This is a genomic window from Lentzea jiangxiensis (assembly GCF_900104175.1).
Taxonomy (GTDB): Bacteria; Actinomycetota; Actinomycetes; order Mycobacteriales; family Pseudonocardiaceae; genus Lentzea; species Lentzea jiangxiensis.
In genome coordinates this window covers 23,166-41,407 of record NZ_FNIX01000008.1, presented here as the reverse complement: position 1 = coordinate 41,407, position 18,242 = coordinate 23,166, and the positions used below count along the sequence as shown (strand labels likewise).

Here is an 18,242-nt window from a genome sequence, read left to right as displayed (position 1 = left end):
CCATGACGCACCGGGTCGTGATCAACGACGAGGAGCAGTACGCGCTCTGGCCCGCCCACAAGGACAACGCGCCGGGCTGGCGCGACGCGGGGGTCAGCGGCACCGAGGAGGAGTGCCTTGCGCACATCGGTCGCGTGTGGACGGACATGCGCCCGCTCAGCCTGAGAGGACGGTCATGACCTTCACCGAGGTGGTGGCGGGCGCGCTGGACGTCGATCCGGCGCACGTCACCGACGACGCGGGCCAGGACACGCTGTCGAGCTGGACCAGCATGCGGCACATCCAGCTGATCGTGACGCTGGAGGAGGCCTACGGGCTGTCGTTCGACTACGAGGAGATCGCCGGCGCGCGGACCGTCCGCGACGTCCGCGACGTGCTGCGGGCCAAGGGGGTCGAGGTCTGATGGACCTGGTGGAGGACCTCGCCGCGGTGCGCCGCCGGTGGCAGGAGATGGCCGGCACCGAGGTGAGCCCGGTGATCAGGGCCGGGGTGCTGGCGAGCTACACGATCGACCCGGTGCTGCCCTACCTCGGCACCGCCCTGCACGACGCGGGCCTGCCCGCCTCGTTCACCACCGGGCCGTACAACCAGATCGTGCAGCAGTGCCTCGACGACACGTCGGTGATGGCGGCCGCCAGGCCGGACGTGCTCGTGGTGGCGCCCCGGTTCGAGGAACTGGGCGACGAGCTGCTGACCGTGGTCGACGCCGCGATGGCCGCGGCCCGGCGCTGGGGGTCGTTCCTCGTCCTCGTCCTGCCCGCGGTGCCGGAGGAACGGGTGTTCGGGCACCTCGACGACGGACGGGCCGCCGGCACGGCCGCCACGGCGCACGAGGTGCGCGAGACGATCCGGGCGGAGCTCGCGGGCCGGCCGGACGCCTGGGTGGTCGACGCCGAGCAGGCGGTCCGCGCGGCCGGCACGGGCAAGGCCCACCACCCCGCCATGTTCAAGTTCGCCAAGATCCCCTACACCGAACCGGTGTTCGCCGAGCTGGGCGCCGCGCTCGCCGGTGTGCTGCGGGCGGTGCACGGCGTGACGCCGCGGATCGTCGTGGTGGACCGGGAGTCGGCGGACGCGCTCGGCGAGCCGCTGAGGTGGTTGCGCGAGTCCGGCGCCCGCCTGGTGTTCAGGCAGGGGCAGGAGCCGGTTGCCGAGCTGGCGGAGGCGGAGGGCGTGCCGGCCGGGTCCGCGGCGCTCCTGCGGCTCGGCGCCAAGCCCGCCGCCTGGCGCGACGAGCTCGTCCGGTCCGGGCTGCTGGACCGCCTGCCGCCGCCGGAAACCCCGCCACGTCGTGCGCGGCGCGCCGTCCAGAAGACGGTGTCGCTCACCGACTTCGTCGCCGGGCTGAACGTCGAGGTCGACCTCCGCCCCGTGGGACCGGACTCGGCCGCCAAGGTCGTCGAGGTCGTGTCCAGGGCCAAGGACTTCACCCTCGGCACCGGGGAACTCGACCTGGCGCAGGACCGCGAGGTGTTCGCGGTCCACGTCCGGGACAAGTTCGGCGAGTACGGCATCAGCGGCGCGGTGGGCATCACCGGGGAAGGCGTCGTCGACGTCTTCTCGCTGTCCTGCGTCGTGCTCGGCAAGGGCGTCGAGGACGTCGTGCTCCAGCAGTTGCGCGAGAAGCACGGCGACATCGTCTTCCGCCACCGCCGCACCGCGCACAACCAGATCACCGCCGGGTTCCTGACGGACGCCGGAGCGAGAATCGAGGAGATCCCGTGACCGTCCACTTCGGAGTCGTGTCGCTCGGGCACGTGCTCGGCGACCCCGTCGAGGTGGCGTCCGCCGCCGCCGGCTACACCGCGGACGTCGACCGCGTGCTGGGCTGGGGGTACCGGACGTTCCACCGCGCCGGGGACGGCGTCGGCCTCACCGACCTGGCCGCCGAGGCCGGTGCGAAGGCACTGGGCGACGCGGGCGTGCAGCCGCACGAGGTCGACCTGGTCGTGCTGGCCATGTCCGACCTGTCCGAGCACCTGTACTGGGACGCGGCCGGCGCGACGCAGGCCAAGATCGGCGCCCACCGGTCGGAGAACGTCCTGCTGACCCAGGCGTGCGGCGGGGGAGTGGCGGCGTTCGACATCGTCGCCGGCAAGTTCGCCACCCACCCCGGCTACTCGACGGCGCTGATCATCGGCGCCAACCGCGTCTGCGAGCCGTACTGGAACCGGATGGAGATCAACACCAGCATCTTCTCCGACGGTGCCGCCGCGGCCGTGGTGAAGCGCGACCACCCGCGCAACCGCTGGCTCACCACCGAGATCATCAGCGACGGCCGCTACGCCGACTTCATGATGATGGACGTGGGCGCCGCGGCCCGCCCGTTCGCCGGGCAGCGGGACATCGGCGTGAAGAGCCCGCAGAAGCGGCTCGAGGAGTTCTTCGCGGGCGACATCCGCAAGATGTTCGAGTTCGTCTCGACCATCCGCACCAACAACCACGAGGTGGTGCGCCGGGCCTGCGAGCGCGCCGGCACCACGCCCGCGGACCTGCGCAAGCTCCTGCACCTGCACGACAGCGTGCCCGCGATGACGCTGCTCGCCAAGGACCTCGACCACGGTCCCGAGTGGACGAACACCGAGGTGGCGCAGGCGCTCGGCCACGTCGGGTGCGCCGACCAGCTGATGTCGCTCGAGCACTACCTCGCGGCCGGGGAGCTCACCGAGGGCGACGTCGTGGCACTGACCAGCACGGCCAGCGGCATGCACTGGCTCTGCACGCTTCTGGCGATCTAGGGGGAGACACGATGGAGACCAAGGAAGTGCTGGCGCGGATCCGCCGGCTGACCACACCCGGCGCCGAGGCGGACCCGGCCCTGCTCGGCGACCTGGCCGCGCTGACCGACCTCCCGGCGTTGCTGGAGGCAGGCCGGCTGCTCGGCAAGGTACCCGCGGAGCTGCTCGGCACGCTCAGGCCGCTGAAGGTCGCGATCACCGGCACCTTCACCGCGTCCGGCGTGGCACCGCTGCTGCGGGTCGCGCTGCTGGGCAGGGGGATCGCGCCGGAGATCCACGTGTCCGGCTTCGACCAGCTGGCCGTCGACCTCAGCAGCCCGGACTCGCCGCTCGCGGCGTTCAATCCGCAGGTGACGCTCTGCCTGCTGCACGACGACTGGTTCGTCCCGGCGGAGTGGGACGACGCGGCGGCGTTCGAGAGCGCCGTTCGCGGCCGTTGGGGCATGTTCGACAACCTCGTCGGCGCCTTCACCGAACGCTCCGGCAGCGCGGTCCTCGTGCACACCGTGCCGCTGTCACCGGTCGAGATGCGCGGTGTCGTGGCGTTCGACGGCAGGGCGGCGCTGGGCCGCGCGTGGCGCGAGCTGAACAGCGACCTGCTCGGCATGGCGCTGCGCCGCGACCAGGTGCACGCCCTGGACCTGGAGGCGTACCTGGTCGACGCGCCGGCCCGGCTGCGCGACGAGCGGCTCTACCGGTTCGCGAGCGCCGCCTGGACGCCCGAGGTCGAGCAGGTCTACGCCACCGAGGCCGCGCACTTCTGCCGCGCGTTCCTCGGCCTGGCCAAGAAGGTCCTCGTGCTCGACCTGGACAACACGCTGTGGGGTGGCGTCGTCGGCGACGACGGCCCGAGCGGCATCCAGATCGGCTCGATGTACCCCGGCAACGCGTTCCGCGAGATGCAGCGCCGTGCCGTGCAGCTGCGCAAGCAGGGCGTGGTTCTCGCGCTGGCCAGCAAGAACGAGGCCGCGATCGTCGACGAGGTCCTGAACGACCACCCGGACCTGGTGATCCGCCCGGCCGACATCGCGGCCCGCGCGGTCAACTGGCAGCCCAAGGACCACAACATCCGCGGGCTCGCGGCCCAGCTCAACCTCGGCCTCGACAGCTTCGTCTTCGCCGACGACAGCACGTTCGAGACCCAGCTCGTCCGCGGCTCGATCCCCGAGGTCACCGTGGTGCACCTCGACGGCGACCCGGCCGACCACGTGACGGCGTTGCAGCGCACCGGTTCCTTCGACGTGCTGACGACCACGGCGACCGACCGCGAGCGCACCGGGCTCTACAAGGCGCGCGCCGAACGCACCGAGTTCGCCGACTCGTTCAGCTCGGTGCAGGACTACCTGCGCGGCCTGGAGATCACCGTGTCGGTGCGGGAAGCCGACGAGTTCAGCCTGCCGCGACTCGTGCAGCTCGGGCAGCGCACCAACCAGTTCAACATGATCGGCACCTCCCACGCGGAGGCCCGCACGCGGGAGATGGCCGCGTCCGGCGACCACGTCGTGCTGGTCTTCGAGGTCGCGGACCGGTTCGGCGCCGAGGGGATCGTCGGCGGCGTCTGGGTGTCGAAGCACGACGACCACTGGCTCGTCGAGAACTTCGTGATGAGCTGCCGCGTCTTCACCCGCGGCGTCGAGCACACCGTCGTCCAGCACCTGGCCGACCGGGCCCTCTCGGCGGGTGCCGTGCGGCTGGAGGCCGACTTCAGGGCCACCGACCGCAACAAGGCCGCCGCCGCGTTCTACCCGGACGCCGGGTTCGAGCGGGTGTCGGAAGGCCGCTTCACCCTGCCGCTGCTGCCGCGGCCGCAGATCGGTCCCGAGTGGACCACACTCGTCGTGGAAAGGGAGTCCGCCGATGTCTGAGGTTTTCGTCGACGTGGTCGACCTCGTCGGTCAGGTGACGGACCTGCCGGCCGAGGACATCTCGGCCGACGCGCGGTTCGAGGCGCTCGGCAACTGGACGAGCTACGACGCGCTGCGCCTGCTCACCGGCATCGAGCAGAAGTTCGCGGTGCGCCTCGACCTGCAGGAGTACTTCGCCATCAAGGACGTCGGCGGCCTCGTCGCCGCCGTGGCGACCGCTCAGGAGAAGTCGGGATGATCCTGCGCATCGACCACGTCGGTGTCGTCACCGGCGACCTCGCCGCCGCCGGAACCGGCCTCGGCCTGATGGACATGAAGAACACCTACGCCGACGACGTGAACGCCTACGGCGTGGCCACCTCGTTCTGGCAGTGCCCCGGTGACACGACCTCGATCGAGCTCGTGGCTCCGGTGCGCCCCGACGCCGCCGTGCACGGGCACCTCGCGCGGCTGGGGCCGGGCCTCAACCACGTGGCGTTCGAGGTCGACGACATCGACGCGGACCTGCTGGCGTTGCAGGACCGCGGCGCGGTCCTCGTCGACGAGAAGCCCTGCCAGGGCGGACGGCCCGGCCTGCGGGTGGCGTTCGCGCACCTCGGGCCGGCGACGGGGCTGCTGGTCGAGCTCGTGGACTACGGCAACCGCGCCTGAGTCGGCTGGGAGGCCTCGGGCACCGCCTGGGGCCTCTCGCTCTTGCGGCGGGTCAGCACGAGCGGTCCGTCCTCGGTGATCGCGACGGTGTGCTCGGAGTGGGCGGTGCGCGAGCCGTCCGCCGAGCGCAGCGTCCAGCCGTCCTCGTCGTAGATGATCTTGTCCGTCGTGGCCGCGAGCCACGGTTCGATGGCGATGGTCAGGCCGGGCTTGAGCTTCATGCCGTGACGGCGGCGGCCGTTGTTCGACACGTGCGGCGCCTCGTGCATCGTGCGGCCGATGCCGTGGCCGCCGAACTCCAGGTTCGGCGTGTAGCCGAGCTCGGTGCAGACCTCGCCGATCGCCGCCGAGATGTCCCCGATGCGGTTGCCGGGCCGCGCGGCCTCGATCGCGGCCGCCAGCGCCACCTCGGTGGCCCTGACCAGGCGCAGGTCCTCCTCGCGGGGCGTGCCGACGATGACCGTCATGGCCGAGTCGGCCGCCCAGCCGTCGATGAGCACCGCGATGTCCATCGTCAGCACGTCGCCGTCCTGCAGCACGTAGCTCTTCGGCAGGCCGTGCAGCACCGCGTCGTTGACCGCGAGGCACGTGACGTTGCGGAACGGGCCGCGGCCGAACGACGGCGAGTAGTCCCAGTAGCAGGACACCGCGCCGCGCTCCTCCAGCATGTGGCGGGCGTGGTGCTCGAGGTCGAGGAGGTTCACCCCCACGGCGGCCTGGGAGGAGAGCTCGTCGAGCACCTCCCCGATGAACTGACCGGTGACGTGCATGCGCTCGATCTCGGCGGGGGACTTGAGCTCGATCAACGTGTTCCTCCATCAGCGGGTGCCGGTATAACTATACCGCCGCCTGGGGTGTGCCGCCGAACGGGCGCCCTAGTCAGTCCGCCACGAACTCCTCCACCTTGCGAGCGCGCAACCCGAGGATCAGGGCGCCCTGCGCCTCGCTGTACGGGCTGAGCTGGCTCAGTCGCAGTGTGAACCCCTCGCGGTCGTTGACCGCTCCGCCCAGCGCGTACCGCCGCAGTTCCTGCATGCACGGTCCCAGGAGCAGGTCCTTGCCGGTCGCGAGTTCTCCGCCCAGCACGATGAGCCTCGGGTTGAGCAGGTTGCACAGTTGCGCGAGCGCGATGCCGAGCGTGCGTCCGGCGTCCTGCAGCACGCGGGTGCACACCGCGTCCCTGGCGTGGGCTTTCTCGATCAGGGACTGCAGGGTCACCGGGTTGTCGGTCGTGCTGCCCCGGTGCGACCTGCGCACCTCCGCCACCAAGGACTCGGAACCCACGATGGTGTCCAGGCAGCCGCGGCCGCCGCACTCGCACACGTCGCCGTTGCGATCGATCGTGAGATGACCGATCTCCCCCGCCATGCCGCGGTGGCCCCGGTAGAGCTTGTCGCCGATCATGATGCCGACACCGACACCGTTGGTGGCCTTGACGTAGACGACGGTCTCGGCCGGTTCGTCCATGCCGTAAATCTGCTCGGCCATCGCGCCGAGGTTGGCGTCGTTGTCGATCGCGACGCGCACGCCCAGGTGCTCGGTCAGGTCTTCCGCGGGCCGGTCGTAGTCGTGCCAGGGGAGGAGCACGGGCGTGGTGAACCGGCCGGTGCGGGGGTCGATCATCCGGGGGACCGAGAGGCCGGCCGCCACCACGTCGTCGAGTGTCTGGCCGGTCTCCTCCACGGCCTCGCCGATCATCGACTTGATCATCGGCAGGAGCCGCGAAAGCCCCCGGTTGGCACCGTCGCCGCGTTGCTGGACCGAGAACTTGTCGTGGCGCTGATCGACGCGTCTGGCTACCACGACGACGTGGTCGTGGCTGATGTCGACACCGATGGCGACGCCGCGCGTCGGGGCCAGGCGCACCGGCGTGGTCCGGCCCCTGACCTTGTCCTGGGTCCGGTCGATCTCCAGGACCTGCTCCGCGACCAGTTCCTGCACGGCGGTGGAGACCGAGGCCTGCGACAGACCGCTGCGGTAGGCGATGCGGGACTGCCTGTCGGCTTTCACCATGATCTCGACCAGCATTCGCTTGCGGTTTGCGTCGCGCGCGCCACTCGCCGGTCCGAGAAGTTCACGCGCCTCGATCATGCCGCCTCATCCCGCCTGAACACCCAAAACTGAGAAGATCGATATTAACACGGTTTCCTTCAAATTGAAGAAATAGCACCGGAATGGAGGAGGACAGGCTCGGATCCGATCGTCGGGCGCACTTCGAGTGGAATAGGAGGGCTATCCGTCGAGAGCGGTTCGGTACAGGTTCAGGTAGTCGCCGAGTTCGCGATCGACCAGGAATCGATCACGGCACCGGTCGTGCGCGGCGGCCCCGAGGCGCGCGGCGCGCGTCTCGTCGGCCAGCAAGGAGTTCACCGAACTGGCGAACGCCAAGGAGTCCGTGGGGTCGACCAGCAGACCGCTGCTGCCGTCGACCAGCTGGGCCGTGAGCCCGCCCACGGAGGTCGCCACGATCGGCCGGGATTTCCACATCGCCTCGGTGACGGTGAGGCCGAACCCCTCTTCAAGGCTTTTCTGGACAATAATCGTAGAACTCCGCTGAATGGCATTGATGACCAGTGCGTTGGTGGTCTGATCGGCCAGCGTGAGCACGCACAGATGCACCCTGCGTCGGACATCCGGGGGCAAGGACTCCCTCATCCGGCACACTTCCGCGAAAATTCCGGCACCCTCAGGATCGTCGGGAATGTCGGCGGGATCGGGACCGGCCAGCAGGAGATGTCCCGTCGGGACGTGTTCGGCGAAACTGCGCAGCACCCCGGTCATGTCCTTGAGCGGGTCCCACCGCGAGACCTGGGTGACGACCGGGGCGTCGGCGGGCAGCGGCTGGTCCTGCACGGCGTAGCCGACCGCTTCGTCCGGGGCACCGGTGAGGCCCGCCCGCCGCAGCAGCTCACGGCACTGCTGCGGTGACAGGTCCCGGTTCTTCGGGGCCTCGGGGTCGATCGACGGGGTGACCGCGGTGACCTGGGCGGGTGACAGGTACGCCGGAGCGAAACCGGCGATGGTGAAGACGCACGTCGGGATCACCTCGACGTAGGGCCGGAGGAAGTTCCACGCCGCGGCGACGGCGGCGCCCCGTTCAGTGGTGCCGATGTGGGAGCGCCACACCACCTTCACGCCGGCGTCGAGCAGGTGCGGCGCAATTCCCGCGGTCTGCGGGTCGTGCAGCAGCACCACGTCGCCGGGGCGGACGTACTCGAGCAGCTGCTTGGCTGACCGCGCGGTGACGTCGCGGTAGAGCCGGGCGTCCTCGGCGGTGAACTCCGCGGCGCACCGGTTGTGCAGACCGTGGTGGATCCGCTTCGTCAGCTGGAAGAACTCCGGTTCGGCGTCCGCGATCAACCAGCCGACCGGAAGCCCGAGCGACTGCTGCCGGGCGATCGACGACCACAGCAGTTCGGCGACGCCTCCACCGGCCGGGGTGCTGTTGACGTGCCAGATGCGCCTGGGGCCGAGCTTGCGGGCCAGTCTCTCCGCGGCACGCCGGAGCCCGAAGACCTGCGGGTGCGGGCTCGTGCCGACCTCGACCGGGAACACCGGGTGCGCGGGCTGGGCCTGCTGGGACTGAGTGATCATCAGACATCTCCTTCGGTCGTCCGGATGATCAGGCCTCGGCCGGGTTCGCGCAGGACTTCCAGGTCCGCGCACGCCCCGGCGACCACGTCGGCCTCGGCGAGGTGCTCCGACTCACCGCCGCCCAGCCCGATGACCCGCATGCCCGCACTGCGCCCGGCGGCGATGCCTGCCGCTGCGTCCTCGATCACGACGCACCTCTGCGGCGGTGCGCCGAGCAGACCGGCCGCGAGCAGGTAGCCCGCGGGGTCGGGTTTGCCGGCGGACACCTGCTCGGCCGTTACGAACACCTTCGGCTCCGGCAGGCCCGCGGCTCGCAGCCGGGCCCTGGCGAGCGGTTCGGAGCCGGAGGTGACGATGGCCCATTCGTGCTGCGCCAACGACTCCAGCAGTGCGGCCGCACCGGGGCCCGCCGTCACGTCCGAGGTGTCGAGCGCCTGCCCCGCCTCGAGGCGCGTCGCCTCTGCCTCGGCGTCGAGGTGCGGCGCGACTTGGCGGATCGTGTCCACCGAACGGGTGCCGGAGGCGGCGGCGAGCACCGCGACCGGGTCGATCCCGTGCGAGTGCGCCCACGCCGTCCAGGATCTGTGGACCGAGGCGGAGGAGAAGACCAGCACCCCGTCCAGGTCGAAGAGGACGGCCGCGGCGGACATCTCGACTGATTGCGACATCGGAGAACTACCCATCATGGAGCCGGGGTGAGTGATTCGGAGAGCACCTTGTGGAGGCGGTTCGCGAGCGCGAGGGCGTCAGCACGCTCGCGCTTGAGGAAGTTGCGGCCGAAGATCAGTCCGAGCGCGCCAGCGTCGCAGGCCGCGCGAGCGCGCTCGGCCAGTACGTCGCCGTCGGTGTGGTCTCCGCCGGAGAGCAGCACCAGCGCACGGCACGCGGACGCGACGACGCGGGGGAGTTGCTCCTGCGGCGGTACCTCACGCCGGTACTCCTCCGGCACGAGCGGGGAGTGCTCCGCCGACGGCCAGTTGACCTTCACGACGTCCGCGCCGAGTTCCGCCGCGACCCTGGCGGCGTAGTCGACGGCGTAGAACGAGTCCCTGCCACCCCTGCGGGTGATCGCCGAACCGCGCGGATAAGCCCAGACGATCAACGGCATGCCGAAGCGCTCGCAGTCCTCCCGTACCCGCCGGAAGGCGGCGAAGTCCTCGCTTTGGCGCGGAGATCCGACGTAGAGGGTGTACCCCACGGCATCGGCGCCCAGGGACACCGCTTCCTCGACGGTGGCGTTGAGCGGGGACAGCGGCTCGTCGTCCGGAGGTATCTCGGTCTTGCCGTTCAGCTTCACCACGAGCGGGATCCGCCCGGCCACGGCCCCGTAGTACCGGCGGGCGTGCCCGATCTGGAACACGACCCCGTTGAACCCGCCTTCGACGGCGAGGTCGAGCACGTAGGCCGGATCGCCGGATCTCGGGTTCGCCGCGAAATCGCGGGGACCGTGTTCCAGGCCGTGGTCGTAGGGCAACAGCAGCACGGTGCCGTCCTGCGCGCCGTGCAGGTGCAGCATGCGCCGCAACCGGGTGAGCTTGCCGGTGCTCAGACCGCGGTCCTCCAGTGACACCACCACGTCAGCCACCCGCGATCTGCACGAAGAGGTACACGTGGTCGCCGGAGCGCAGGTGCGTCGGGCCCTCCGGGCGCCGGCTCACCTCGTCGTTCACCGCGACCAGGAAACCCGAGCGCAGGCGGCCGGACTCCTCGAAGAGGTGGTGGCCGAGTCTCTGATGTCGCTGCCGTATCTCGCGGACGGTCTCCGGCCAGGTCTCAGCGTCGAGTGTGAGCGAGCGGTGGCCGGGGGATCCCGCCCCGTCGGACAGGTAGGTGGCGAGCGAGGCCGCGAGTGTCATGGTCACCATGGGACGTTGTCCTCACCTTCTCGGACGGGACGGGGGCCGCGGGCCAGCCGGAAGCCGAGGTCCGGCGCCGAGTAGCCGGCGGGGTCGTGCAGGCGGAACCGCGTGCGGCACATCTCGGGCAGCGCGAGGTACCCGCCACCCCTGGACACCTTGTGCTCCGTCGCGGCCAGGTTCAGGCCCCCGTTGTGCGCGAACGGATCGCGCCTCGGCGACCACGAGTAGAAGTCGGGGAAGTACGTGTCGGCGCACCACTCCCACACGTTGCCGTGCATGTCGTAGAGGCCCCACGCGTTGGGTGCGCGCGTGCCGACGGGATGCCGTCGCCCGCCGGCGTTGTCGCTGCACCACGAGTGGGCGGGCAGCACCTCCGCGGCACAGCACCAGTCGTGCGCCGATCCGGCGCCACAGGCGAACTCCCACTCGGCCTCGGTGGGCAGGCGGCAGCCGACCCACCCGGCGAACAGCACCGCGTCGTACCAGGACACCCCGACGACCGGGAGTTCCGCTTCGGCGGACGGGTACGCGTGGTCCGGGACGAGCAACGTGTAGAGCCTGTTCGTCACCGGGACCCTGGACAGTGCGAACGGCGACAGCGCGACCTCGTGCCGAGGGGTCTCGCCGCAGAAGTGCTGCACGGCCGGAGACGGCGACCCCATCTGGAACACGCCACCCGCGAGTTCCTCCAGCCATGGCGTCACGAACTCCTGGTACCGGTCCTCCGCGTGCCGGTACAGCCCGTGCGTTACGAGTTCCTCGTACGCCTCCTTGTCGGCCCGTGCCGCGAGATGGGCGACAGAACGGACGATGGTTCGGGAATCCGGGCAGCGCGGCCGTCCAGCCTCGTCGAGTTCGAGCGCTTCCCGCCAGTCGGGCGGCAGTGGCTCGTCGGAGGACGGGGAACCGAGGTGCACCGCCAGTTCACGGATTCCCCTCGCGGTCGCGGAGAAGGCCCGCAGCTGCGGCTGGTCGGGGTTGCGCAACGAGATGATCAGGTGCCACATGCTGTCGAACCTGCTCGTGTGCAGGTCGTAGTCGATCACGGAGAAGTTGCCGGGGTGGCGCCGGTGCGTGTGGAACACCGCCACCTCGTGGAGATCGTTCTCCTGCAACATCTTCTGCACGCGCCACGACTCGTCCTCGGCGGCGACGAACCCCGCGTCGGGGTGGTCGACGAAGTACTGGCCGCGCGATTCGAAGCCGTGCTTCCAGCGCGCCGAGTTGCGGACATTGCCCTCGAAACCGATGAAGTCGTGGGGACGGGATTCGCCGCGCGGCGCGACCAGGTAGCCGAACGACTTGTCCGGGTAGCGGTCGACCACGTACTCGACGATCCTGGTCACCAGGGACGGGGGCAGCGCGACGGCCGTCTGGTCAGGCATCGGCGGCCACCGCGGTGTAGCGAGTGTCCGCGGGACCCCGGCCGGGGTCCCGCCGGACCAGGTCGCGTGCCGCCAGGTGTTCCAGCAGCCGGTGCACGGTCACCGGCGGGTGCCCGGTGGCGTCGGCGAGCGCCTCGGCCGTCGTCGGTTCACCGGACTCCGTGAGGTGGTCCAGCACCTTCTGCCGCAACGAGAGCAGCGGCAGCGCGGTGTGCTTGTCGACGCCCGGCTGGTGGTAGGCGTTGACGTGCACCAGTTCCGCGTACAGACCGACCGCTCGTTCGAACAGCGCCAGCAGCGCGCCCAGCGCGTGCTCCCGGTAGTCGGGCAGCGTGATCGCGAGTGCGGGCCGGCCGCGTTCGGCGAAGGCCTCCAGCGTGCCGAGCAGACCGCAGAACAGGTGGTCCGCGAGCGCCGACTCGCCCGATTCCCCGCGGTGGGTGCCGATGAGCGTGACGAACGAGTCGTCGCGGCCGTCCCGCAATTGCTGGAAGTACGAATGCTGGTCCGACACCCCCTTGTGGCCGTGGACGGTGAGTCCCTGCCGGACCACGCGGCCCGATCTGTCGAGCCGCTTGCCGAGCGATTCCATCACCAGTTGCTGCACCCACCTCGGGAGCAGCGCGAGCCGATCGCGGTACGGCACGACCACCATGGTCCGGTCGCCGCGGCCCCCGCCGAGCCAGTACCAGGAGAGGGCCAGCAGCGCCGCCGGGTTCGCGGTGGCCGCCGGGTTCCGGGTGCACCGGTCCATCGCCGCCGCACCGAGCAGGAACGCTTCGGTGTCCGCGCCGGCCAGTGCGGCGGGCAGCAGGCCCACCAGCGACGTCACCGACGTCCGGCCGCCGACCCACTGCCACAGCGGGAACACAGCCGACCACCGGTGTTGTGCGGCGTGCTGCGCCAGGTCACTGCCGGGGACCGTGGTGGCCACCGCGTGCGCCGCGAAGTCGAGGCCCGCGGCGCGGAACCTGCGTTCGACCTCGTGGGTCACCTGCCACGGCGTCGGGGTGATGCCGGATTTCGACACCACGGACACGAGAGTGCGCTCCAGGCCACCGGGCAGGTCTCTCAGCGCTCGGTCGATCCCATCAGGATCTGCGTTGTCGAGGAACCGCACGGCGAGACCGCCGCGATCGTGCCAGGCGTCGCAGAGCAGCCGAGGGCCGACCGCCGACCCGCCGATGCCGATGTGCAGGACGCTGCGGTACCTCTCGCGGGCGACGGGGAGGAAAGTGGCGACCTGGTCCCAGCTCCGCCGGATGCCCGCGCCGAGATCAGCGGAAGGCGCGAGGTCGGGCGCGCGCAGCCAGTAGTGCCCGACCATCCTGTGTTCGTCGGGATTCGCCTCGGTCCCTGCTTCCAGCGCGACCATCGCGGTGAGCGCCTCCGACAGGGGGCCCGCCATGTCGGCCAGGAACGCCTCGGACATGCGGGCGCCGCTCACGTCGAGAGACAGGCCCGTACCGGCGTCGGAGCAGTGCAGACCGCAGTACCCGGCCCACTCTTGCCGATCGTCTGCGGTAGCCATCACGGGCCTCCTGTCATCGGACGCCGGCGGAGCGCTGGGCCATTGATCTTACTTCTCCCTTTGGGTTCGAAGGATCGCCCGAAGGTTTGAACTCCGACCGGAAAACTGGTCAGAACAAGGACAATGTGGAAAATTTCCAAGATCTTTTCCTGGCTGGCGTTGTGTGCCTCCGCGAAGCATTGATCGTCGATTGAGGAGAGCCGTTCCTTGGAAGTGATGCCTGCGGGGTGCCTTGCCGTACGGGTGTCCTTCGATCTAAAGCTGATCGGCGCCGCGGGATCGGTCGGGACCTGTTTTGGTCGGGTGTCTCCAGTGGGCCGGAGATCTGCTGCGGATCAAGGCGTGGTGGGTGGCGGTAGGGTGTCCGAACACGTCGACCCGAAATTGCGTCGATGTGGTAGGCCGTGATCGACTCGTTCGATTCAAACTCCGCTCCCCGGCGCCTCGTGCTCGCTTGTTTCAAGATGAACGACAAGATCAGCTGAAGTGAAAGCTCGTCGCGGCGCATTGCATTTCCTGATGAGTTGACCTTCGTGGTGAAGGTGCCGATGAGCGAGTTGAGAGGAAAGTCGGATGTGGGCACACTGGCTCCTGTCGTACTCGGGAGACGGTCCGAGCTGGTCGGGGCCGAATGAGGAGGCTCACCGTGCACATCAGATTCAGTGTCGAATGTTCGGGCGTGGAGATGATCGCCAGGCCGAGGTACCGCCTGATCTACCTGATCGTCCTGGTGCTCGCCACCTGGGCGGTCGGCGTACCCATGGCGCCTGAGTTGCTCGTCATCGGCTGGTAGGCGGGCGCTGGGTGTCCTGGCGCGGATCAGCTCGCGTAAATGGGCTGGAATCCTTTCGGGTCAGATTCCGGCGGATAGCTGACCAGTCCGTCCGCGGCGTTCGTCCAGGCGTGGAAGAGAAAAGGTTCGTCGGCGACACCGATCACCAGGGAAAGGTGTCGTCGACGCAAAGCAAGAGCGATCGCTGCCCCCAGGGCCAGTTCCAGGCAGGCGACTCGGCCGGGATAGAAACGTCCCACCGACTCGATCGCGACAGTAGCGGACAAAGCCTGACTTGCGGCTGCCGGGCGGGAACACCAATGAGTTCTCGACCAACTCAGCAGCGTGAATGTGATTCGAAACGGCAACCGCACCAGAACGATGGTCAGCAGAAATGCGATCAGTGCGGAGAAGCGGAACGCCGGTACGGCGAAGTCCGGTTCCTCTCCGGCGGCGAGGAGGGCTTTCCCCGCCTGCGGACCCGGTGGCGCGGTCGTGAGCAGGCCTTCTTCGATCAACGACTGGACCAGCGCCTTCGAGTCGTCGGAGAACCTGCTGGTCGCGTATGCCGGATTGCGTGCTGCGAGCACCTCGACAGCATTGCCGACGTCACCTGACGCGCGCAGTTGTGACCATAGGTCATCGGCGGTGCGGTTGATGGCATAGCACCGGCCCGTTTTCGCGTTGAGCAGCACGGTGCTACCACCGGCAGTGATCGCCGAATGCACGTGTTCCGGAATGTTCAGTGTTCTCGTCATCGGAACTCCTCCAAACCGCGCAACCACGACTCCACCCCCAGGAGCCGGTTGAGCGCGGGAAACAACGGTGGTCCTCCAGCGGCGGCGCGGTGCAGCGAGTCGATCACCGCCGAGGGCTCGACGAGCCCCGCTTCCGCCACCCGGGAAGTGGCGATCAGCTTCGCGAGCGACGAGACGTTCGCGGCCAGGCCCTGGATGTCCTCGCGGATGTAGTTGCCCTTTTCGCGCCGTCGCAGGACTTCTGGTGGAACCAGGTCCGCCATGGCCAGACGCAGCAGTGGTTTCAGGCCTTCGGGATCGGCGCGCTGGAACGCGCTGGCACGGGTGCACGCGCGGATGACGGCGTGGTCGAGGAACGGCGCGTGGGACCAAACCCCGTGCGCGCGAGCGGTGTCGATCAGCTGTCGGTGGAACGCACCGGCGGTGCGCACCTCGTCGAGCGCGATCAGGTCCGCTATGCCGAACCCGTCGGGAACGCTGCCCCGGCGTGCGGCCGCGTCCCGGCACAGCCCGGCCAGGTCACCCCTCGTCGCTGTGGTCATCCAGGTCGACTCGACGCCGGGCCCCGGACACCACGAGATGGCGTCGAGCCAGCTCGCTGTGTGGTGCTCGCCGCGTTCGACGCGGGCGGCGAGCCCGGTCAGCGCGCCGGCGAGGGACGTGCCCGCCGTCCTGACCGAGCGGCACAGCACCGAGGCGGGGGACACCCGCCGGTGCCGCCCCGAGCGGAGGACGTGCTGGGCGAGCATCCGCCGGGAACCGCGCCGTGCCAGATCGGCGAGGTAGGCCGGGGCAGGCACGAGCAGCGCGTCGGCGCCCTCGCCCGTCAGGTGGATCTCGCTGCCGCTCGCCGCGACCCGGTCGAGTCGCAACCGCGTGCGCGCGTAGGCGGTGGAGGCGGCGTCGGGCACGTCACCGGGGTCCGCGAGCCGCTGGTAGGTGAGCGTGCCCCCGTCACCCGTCACGACCTCGTGCCACAGCCTGCTGTCGAGACTGGCGAACCGGCGTGCGTGCACCAGGTCGCCGGCGGGTGCGTTGGGGTGGTGGTAGGTGAACACGTGCAGCGGTGTGTGCCGAGCCGCGAGGAACGCGAGTGACGTCGAGTCGAGGCCACCGCTGAAGTCCGAGGTGACGCGAGCCCCTGCCTCGACCCGCAGCCTGATGGCGAGGTCGAGCGCCTCGCGCAGTTCCCCGGCCGCGGTCTCCAGCGGCAACGAGGGCTCGGGCGTCGCGATCACGGCCGCTGACGTCCGCAGCGTCCCGTCGAGCCCGATCCGCAGCGTCTCGCCGCCACCCGTCTGGTCCACGCCCGCGAGCGCGGACCGGCCGTGCGCGAGCTGCGGGACGTGAGGAAAGTAGATCTGCGCGGCCAGCGAGGGGAGGTGTGGCACGTCCCGGGCACCGGCGACCGCGTTGACCCGCGACAACAACGAGCTCAGCACGACACCACCCTCGGTCGGACGGTGGTAGAGCGGGTACTGGCCAGCGAGGTCGACGGCCGCGACCAGCTTGTCCGGTTTCGCGACGACCACGGTGTAGCTGCCGGGCCAGGTGGTCAGGTGTTCGATCCGAACGAACTCGGCAGCGGCACGCGCCAGCTCGTCGTCGTTCGCCAGGCATTGCCCCAGGACGATGACCGCCGTGTCGTTGTGGCGGGCAGTGCGGAATTCGCCGGCGTGCCATTGCCCGACCGTCCACAGAGGTATGTCGGGCCACACCGCTTCGGCGTCGGCGGGTACCGCCGCGGGACGGGCCCGCGCGGGAAACACCCCGATGATTCCAGGTGTCACGTGAACGCCTACCAGTAGTACTGCGAGTTCGCGTCGCCGTTGCCGCTGGCGGAATTGCCCAGCACCACCTCGCGGATCGCGCCCAGGGCGATGAGCAGCGGCGGTACGTATTCCGTACCGTTCATCTCGTTGCTGTTTTCCTTCTTTGGGCCGGATCCGAAACTGCGGAAGGCATCGCTGTGTGACATGGGAACTCCTCGTCCGCGCTCAGAATCAAAGCATTCCAGGAATTCCGGGCGAGCGCGAAAGATCTGTGCTATTCGGCCGAAACGGGTATGCTGAATCGATCCTAGCACCAATGATTGCCAGTCTAGCAAAGTGGAGGGTGGGACGCGAGGGGAAGACCACGTCTTTGTGTCGTTGCGTGGACATTGTTGTGTTACAGGTTTGGCGGAACGTTTTTTGAAGATCATGTACTAATTTTTTGAACGTTGGAGCTTCTCGATCGGGTGACCCGTCGTTCAAAGTGATGACCGCCGCCGCCGCCGCCCCGGCGATGTCAGTCCCAACAGGACTCAGGAGGCGTAGTGCCAGGTGGGAAGTCTTCAAATTGAAGATCAACGTCGCTGGCTGGCGGTACTCCCTCTTCGCGCTGCCCCGCGCCTCGGCCTGAAGATGTGGTCCGGCTGTCGCGGCCTGCTCGAGATCCGGTATCAGGAGACTGAAGATCACCACCCTTGAGTGGGACGCACGTTGCGCGCCGGGGCCCGCGTCACCACAGTGCCTGGTCATGAAGCAGGTGCTGCAGCACAGGATCGACTCGACCTTCGCCCACTACGACGTCAACCGCAACGGCGTCATCGAACTAGCGGACGTCTACGCGCTCGCCAACCGGCTGCTGCAGGCGTTCGGCGAGCCGGCGTCCTCGGAGCGCGGCCGCGAACTGGTCGAGGCCTACGACCGCTTCTGGGAGATGCTCGCGGGCCACTGCGACACCGACCGGGACGGCAAGATCGGTCCGGAGGAGTATCGCGACGCCATGAACGAGGCGTTCGTCGAGGGCGGCCCGATCAACATGGACTTCCTCGAGGTCGTTCGGTCGTTGCTCGACCTCGTGGACACCAACGGTGACGGCCGCGTCAACGCGGGGGAGTTCGAGGTCTTGCTGAGGGCCCGCGGCCTGAGTTCCCATGAGTGCCGCATCGCCTTCACCCACCTCGACACCGACGGCGATGGTGCGATCAGCGTCGGCGAGTACATCACCGCCGTGCGCGACTATTACACCAATCCGGCGGAGGACACGCCTGGGAGTTGGCTGTACCCCAAGGCGTTGCAGCGCGCCTGACCGGCACGCGGAGA

20 protein-coding genes are annotated in these 18,242 nt (G+C 69.4%); 9 read left to right on the top strand and 11 right to left on the bottom strand.

Annotated elements, in window-relative coordinates; translation table 11 throughout:
- Positions 1 to 2 precede the first annotated feature (2 nt).
- From BLQ91_RS21980 to BLQ91_RS21950, 7 genes are read left to right on the top strand one after another with little or no spacing between them, the layout of a single operon-like run.
- Positions 3 to 179, top strand: coding sequence for an MbtH family protein (locus BLQ91_RS21980; protein ID WP_090099298.1), 177 nt, complete (start codon positions 3 to 5; stop codon positions 177 to 179).
- Complete coding sequence (locus BLQ91_RS21975; protein ID WP_090099296.1) at positions 176 to 403, top strand: acyl carrier protein; 228 nt, start codon at positions 176 to 178, stop codon at positions 401 to 403. Before BLQ91_RS21980 ends, BLQ91_RS21975 begins: the two co-directional genes overlap by 4 nt.
- Complete coding sequence (locus BLQ91_RS21970) at positions 403 to 1,725, top strand: hypothetical protein (protein ID WP_090099294.1); 1,323 nt, start codon at positions 403 to 405, stop codon at positions 1,723 to 1,725. Before BLQ91_RS21975 ends, BLQ91_RS21970 begins: the two co-directional genes overlap by 1 nt.
- Positions 1,722 to 2,738 (top strand): 3-oxoacyl-ACP synthase III family protein, encoded by a 1,017-nt coding sequence (locus BLQ91_RS21965; RefSeq protein WP_090099293.1) that lies wholly within the window; start codon positions 1,722 to 1,724, stop codon positions 2,736 to 2,738. The genes BLQ91_RS21970 and BLQ91_RS21965 overlap by 4 nt, the downstream gene beginning before the upstream one ends.
- Before the next feature lie 11 nt (positions 2,739 to 2,749).
- Positions 2,750 to 4,603: an HAD-IIIC family phosphatase gene (locus BLQ91_RS21960; protein WP_090099291.1), complete on the top strand. Its 1,854-nt coding sequence runs from the start codon at positions 2,750 to 2,752 to the stop codon at positions 4,601 to 4,603.
- Positions 4,596 to 4,841, top strand: coding sequence for an acyl carrier protein (locus tag BLQ91_RS21955; RefSeq protein WP_090099288.1), 246 nt, complete (start codon positions 4,596 to 4,598; stop codon positions 4,839 to 4,841). The genes BLQ91_RS21960 and BLQ91_RS21955 overlap by 8 nt, the downstream gene beginning before the upstream one ends.
- Entirely contained in the window at positions 4,838 to 5,254 is a 417-nt protein-coding gene (locus BLQ91_RS21950; protein ID WP_090099286.1) for a VOC family protein, read from the top strand. The genes BLQ91_RS21955 and BLQ91_RS21950 overlap by 4 nt, the downstream gene beginning before the upstream one ends.
- Here BLQ91_RS21950 and map read toward each other — a convergent pair.
- The 8 genes from map to BLQ91_RS21910 all read right to left on the bottom strand — a co-directional run bounded on the left by map (position 5,236) and on the right by BLQ91_RS21910 (position 13,623).
- On the bottom strand, positions 5,236 to 6,060 hold the full coding sequence (gene map / locus BLQ91_RS21945) for a type I methionyl aminopeptidase (protein ID WP_090099284.1): 825 nt from the start codon (positions 6,058 to 6,060) through the stop codon (positions 5,236 to 5,238). The two genes, BLQ91_RS21950 and map, sit on opposite strands and share 19 nt — an antisense overlap.
- A gap of 73 nt (positions 6,061 to 6,133) precedes the next feature.
- Complete coding sequence (locus BLQ91_RS21940; protein WP_090099282.1) at positions 6,134 to 7,345, bottom strand: ROK family protein; 1,212 nt, start codon at positions 7,343 to 7,345, stop codon at positions 6,134 to 6,136.
- 141 nt (positions 7,346 to 7,486) lie between these two features.
- Positions 7,487 to 8,848 carry a glycosyltransferase gene (locus tag BLQ91_RS21935; protein ID WP_090099280.1) on the bottom strand — a complete coding sequence of 454 codons (1,362 nt, stop codon included), beginning with the start codon at positions 8,846 to 8,848 and terminating at the stop codon, positions 7,487 to 7,489.
- Entirely contained in the window at positions 8,848 to 9,516 is a 669-nt protein-coding gene (locus BLQ91_RS21930) for an HAD-IA family hydrolase (RefSeq protein ID WP_245733725.1), read from the bottom strand. Before BLQ91_RS21930 ends, BLQ91_RS21935 begins: the two co-directional genes overlap by 1 nt.
- A 14-nt stretch (positions 9,517 to 9,530) precedes the next feature.
- The gene (locus tag BLQ91_RS21925) at positions 9,531 to 10,433 is read right to left on the bottom strand and encodes a class I fructose-bisphosphate aldolase (protein WP_245733724.1); all 903 of its coding nucleotides are present in this window, start codon (positions 10,431 to 10,433) and stop codon (positions 9,531 to 9,533) included.
- Positions 10,426 to 10,713, bottom strand: coding sequence for a MoaD/ThiS family protein (locus tag BLQ91_RS21920; RefSeq protein WP_090099276.1), 288 nt, complete (start codon positions 10,711 to 10,713; stop codon positions 10,426 to 10,428). The genes BLQ91_RS21925 and BLQ91_RS21920 overlap by 8 nt, the downstream gene beginning before the upstream one ends.
- Entirely contained in the window at positions 10,707 to 12,092 is a 1,386-nt protein-coding gene (locus tag BLQ91_RS21915; protein WP_218130364.1) for a formylglycine-generating enzyme family protein, read from the bottom strand. The genes BLQ91_RS21920 and BLQ91_RS21915 overlap by 7 nt, the downstream gene beginning before the upstream one ends.
- The gene (locus BLQ91_RS21910) at positions 12,085 to 13,623 is read right to left on the bottom strand and encodes a helix-turn-helix domain-containing protein (RefSeq protein WP_090099273.1); all 1,539 of its coding nucleotides are present in this window, start codon (positions 13,621 to 13,623) and stop codon (positions 12,085 to 12,087) included. The genes BLQ91_RS21915 and BLQ91_RS21910 overlap by 8 nt, the downstream gene beginning before the upstream one ends.
- Positions 13,624 to 14,269: 646 nt before the next feature.
- On the opposite strand from BLQ91_RS21910, the gene BLQ91_RS41535 reads away from it, so the two are divergent.
- The gene (locus BLQ91_RS41535) at positions 14,270 to 14,416 is read left to right on the top strand and encodes a hypothetical protein (protein WP_176959889.1); all 147 of its coding nucleotides are present in this window, start codon (positions 14,270 to 14,272) and stop codon (positions 14,414 to 14,416) included.
- Positions 14,417 to 14,442: 26 nt separating this feature from the next.
- On the opposite strand, the gene BLQ91_RS21905 is transcribed toward BLQ91_RS41535, so the two are convergent.
- Genes BLQ91_RS21905 through BLQ91_RS41530 form a run of 3 tightly spaced genes read right to left on the bottom strand, consistent with a single transcriptional unit; the run spans position 14,443 to position 17,131 of the window.
- Positions 14,443 to 15,153, bottom strand: a complete 711-nt coding sequence (locus BLQ91_RS21905) for a lasso peptide biosynthesis B2 protein (protein WP_090099271.1) — start codon at positions 15,151 to 15,153, stop codon at positions 14,443 to 14,445.
- Positions 15,150 to 16,943, bottom strand: coding sequence for an albusnodin/ikarugamycin family macrolactam cyclase (locus BLQ91_RS21900; protein WP_176959888.1), 1,794 nt, complete (start codon positions 16,941 to 16,943; stop codon positions 15,150 to 15,152). Before BLQ91_RS21900 ends, BLQ91_RS21905 begins: the two co-directional genes overlap by 4 nt.
- Positions 16,944 to 16,951: 8 nt before the next feature.
- Positions 16,952 to 17,131: a hypothetical protein gene (locus tag BLQ91_RS41530; RefSeq protein ID WP_176959887.1), complete on the bottom strand. Its 180-nt coding sequence runs from the start codon at positions 17,129 to 17,131 to the stop codon at positions 16,952 to 16,954.
- Between the two features lie 542 nt (positions 17,132 to 17,673).
- On the opposite strand from BLQ91_RS41530, the gene BLQ91_RS21895 reads away from it, so the two are divergent.
- Positions 17,674 to 18,228 carry an EF-hand domain-containing protein gene (locus BLQ91_RS21895; protein WP_090099266.1) on the top strand — a complete coding sequence of 185 codons (555 nt, stop codon included), beginning with the start codon at positions 17,674 to 17,676 and terminating at the stop codon, positions 18,226 to 18,228.
- Positions 18,229 to 18,242: the final 14 nt, after the last annotated feature.

Bases quoted from the DNA above. Each gene is read 5' to 3' on its own strand.
- BLQ91_RS21980 (WP_090099298.1), top strand. From the start codon at position 3: ATGACGCACCGGGTCGTGATCAACGACGAGGAGCAGTACGCGCTCTGG.
- BLQ91_RS21975 (WP_090099296.1), top strand. From the start codon at position 176: ATGACCTTCACCGAGGTGGTGGCGGGCGCGCTGGACGTCGATCCGGCG.
- BLQ91_RS21970 (WP_090099294.1), top strand. From the start codon at position 403: ATGGACCTGGTGGAGGACCTCGCCGCGGTGCGCCGCCGGTGGCAGGAG.
- BLQ91_RS21960 (WP_090099291.1), top strand. From the start codon at position 2,750: ATGGAGACCAAGGAAGTGCTGGCGCGGATCCGCCGGCTGACCACACCC.
- BLQ91_RS21955 (WP_090099288.1), top strand. From the start codon at position 4,596: ATGTCTGAGGTTTTCGTCGACGTGGTCGACCTCGTCGGTCAGGTGACG.
- BLQ91_RS21950 (WP_090099286.1), top strand. From the start codon at position 4,838: ATGATCCTGCGCATCGACCACGTCGGTGTCGTCACCGGCGACCTCGCC.
- BLQ91_RS21940 (WP_090099282.1), bottom strand. From the start codon at position 7,345: ATGATCGAGGCGCGTGAACTTCTCGGACCGGCGAGTGGCGCGCGCGAC.
- BLQ91_RS21935 (WP_090099280.1), bottom strand. From the start codon at position 8,848: ATGATCACTCAGTCCCAGCAGGCCCAGCCCGCGCACCCGGTGTTCCCG.
- BLQ91_RS21930 (WP_245733725.1), bottom strand. From the start codon at position 9,516: ATGTCGCAATCAGTCGAGATGTCCGCCGCGGCCGTCCTCTTCGACCTG.
- BLQ91_RS21920 (WP_090099276.1), bottom strand. From the start codon at position 10,713: ATGGTGACCATGACACTCGCGGCCTCGCTCGCCACCTACCTGTCCGAC.
- BLQ91_RS21915 (WP_218130364.1), bottom strand. From the start codon at position 12,092: ATGCCTGACCAGACGGCCGTCGCGCTGCCCCCGTCCCTGGTGACCAGG.
- BLQ91_RS21910 (WP_090099273.1), bottom strand. From the start codon at position 13,623: ATGGCTACCGCAGACGATCGGCAAGAGTGGGCCGGGTACTGCGGTCTG.
- BLQ91_RS21905 (WP_090099271.1), bottom strand. From the start codon at position 15,153: ATGACGAGAACACTGAACATTCCGGAACACGTGCATTCGGCGATCACT.
- BLQ91_RS41530 (WP_176959887.1), bottom strand. From the start codon at position 17,131: ATGTCACACAGCGATGCCTTCCGCAGTTTCGGATCCGGCCCAAAGAAG.
- BLQ91_RS21895 (WP_090099266.1), top strand. From the start codon at position 17,674: ATGAAGCAGGTGCTGCAGCACAGGATCGACTCGACCTTCGCCCACTAC.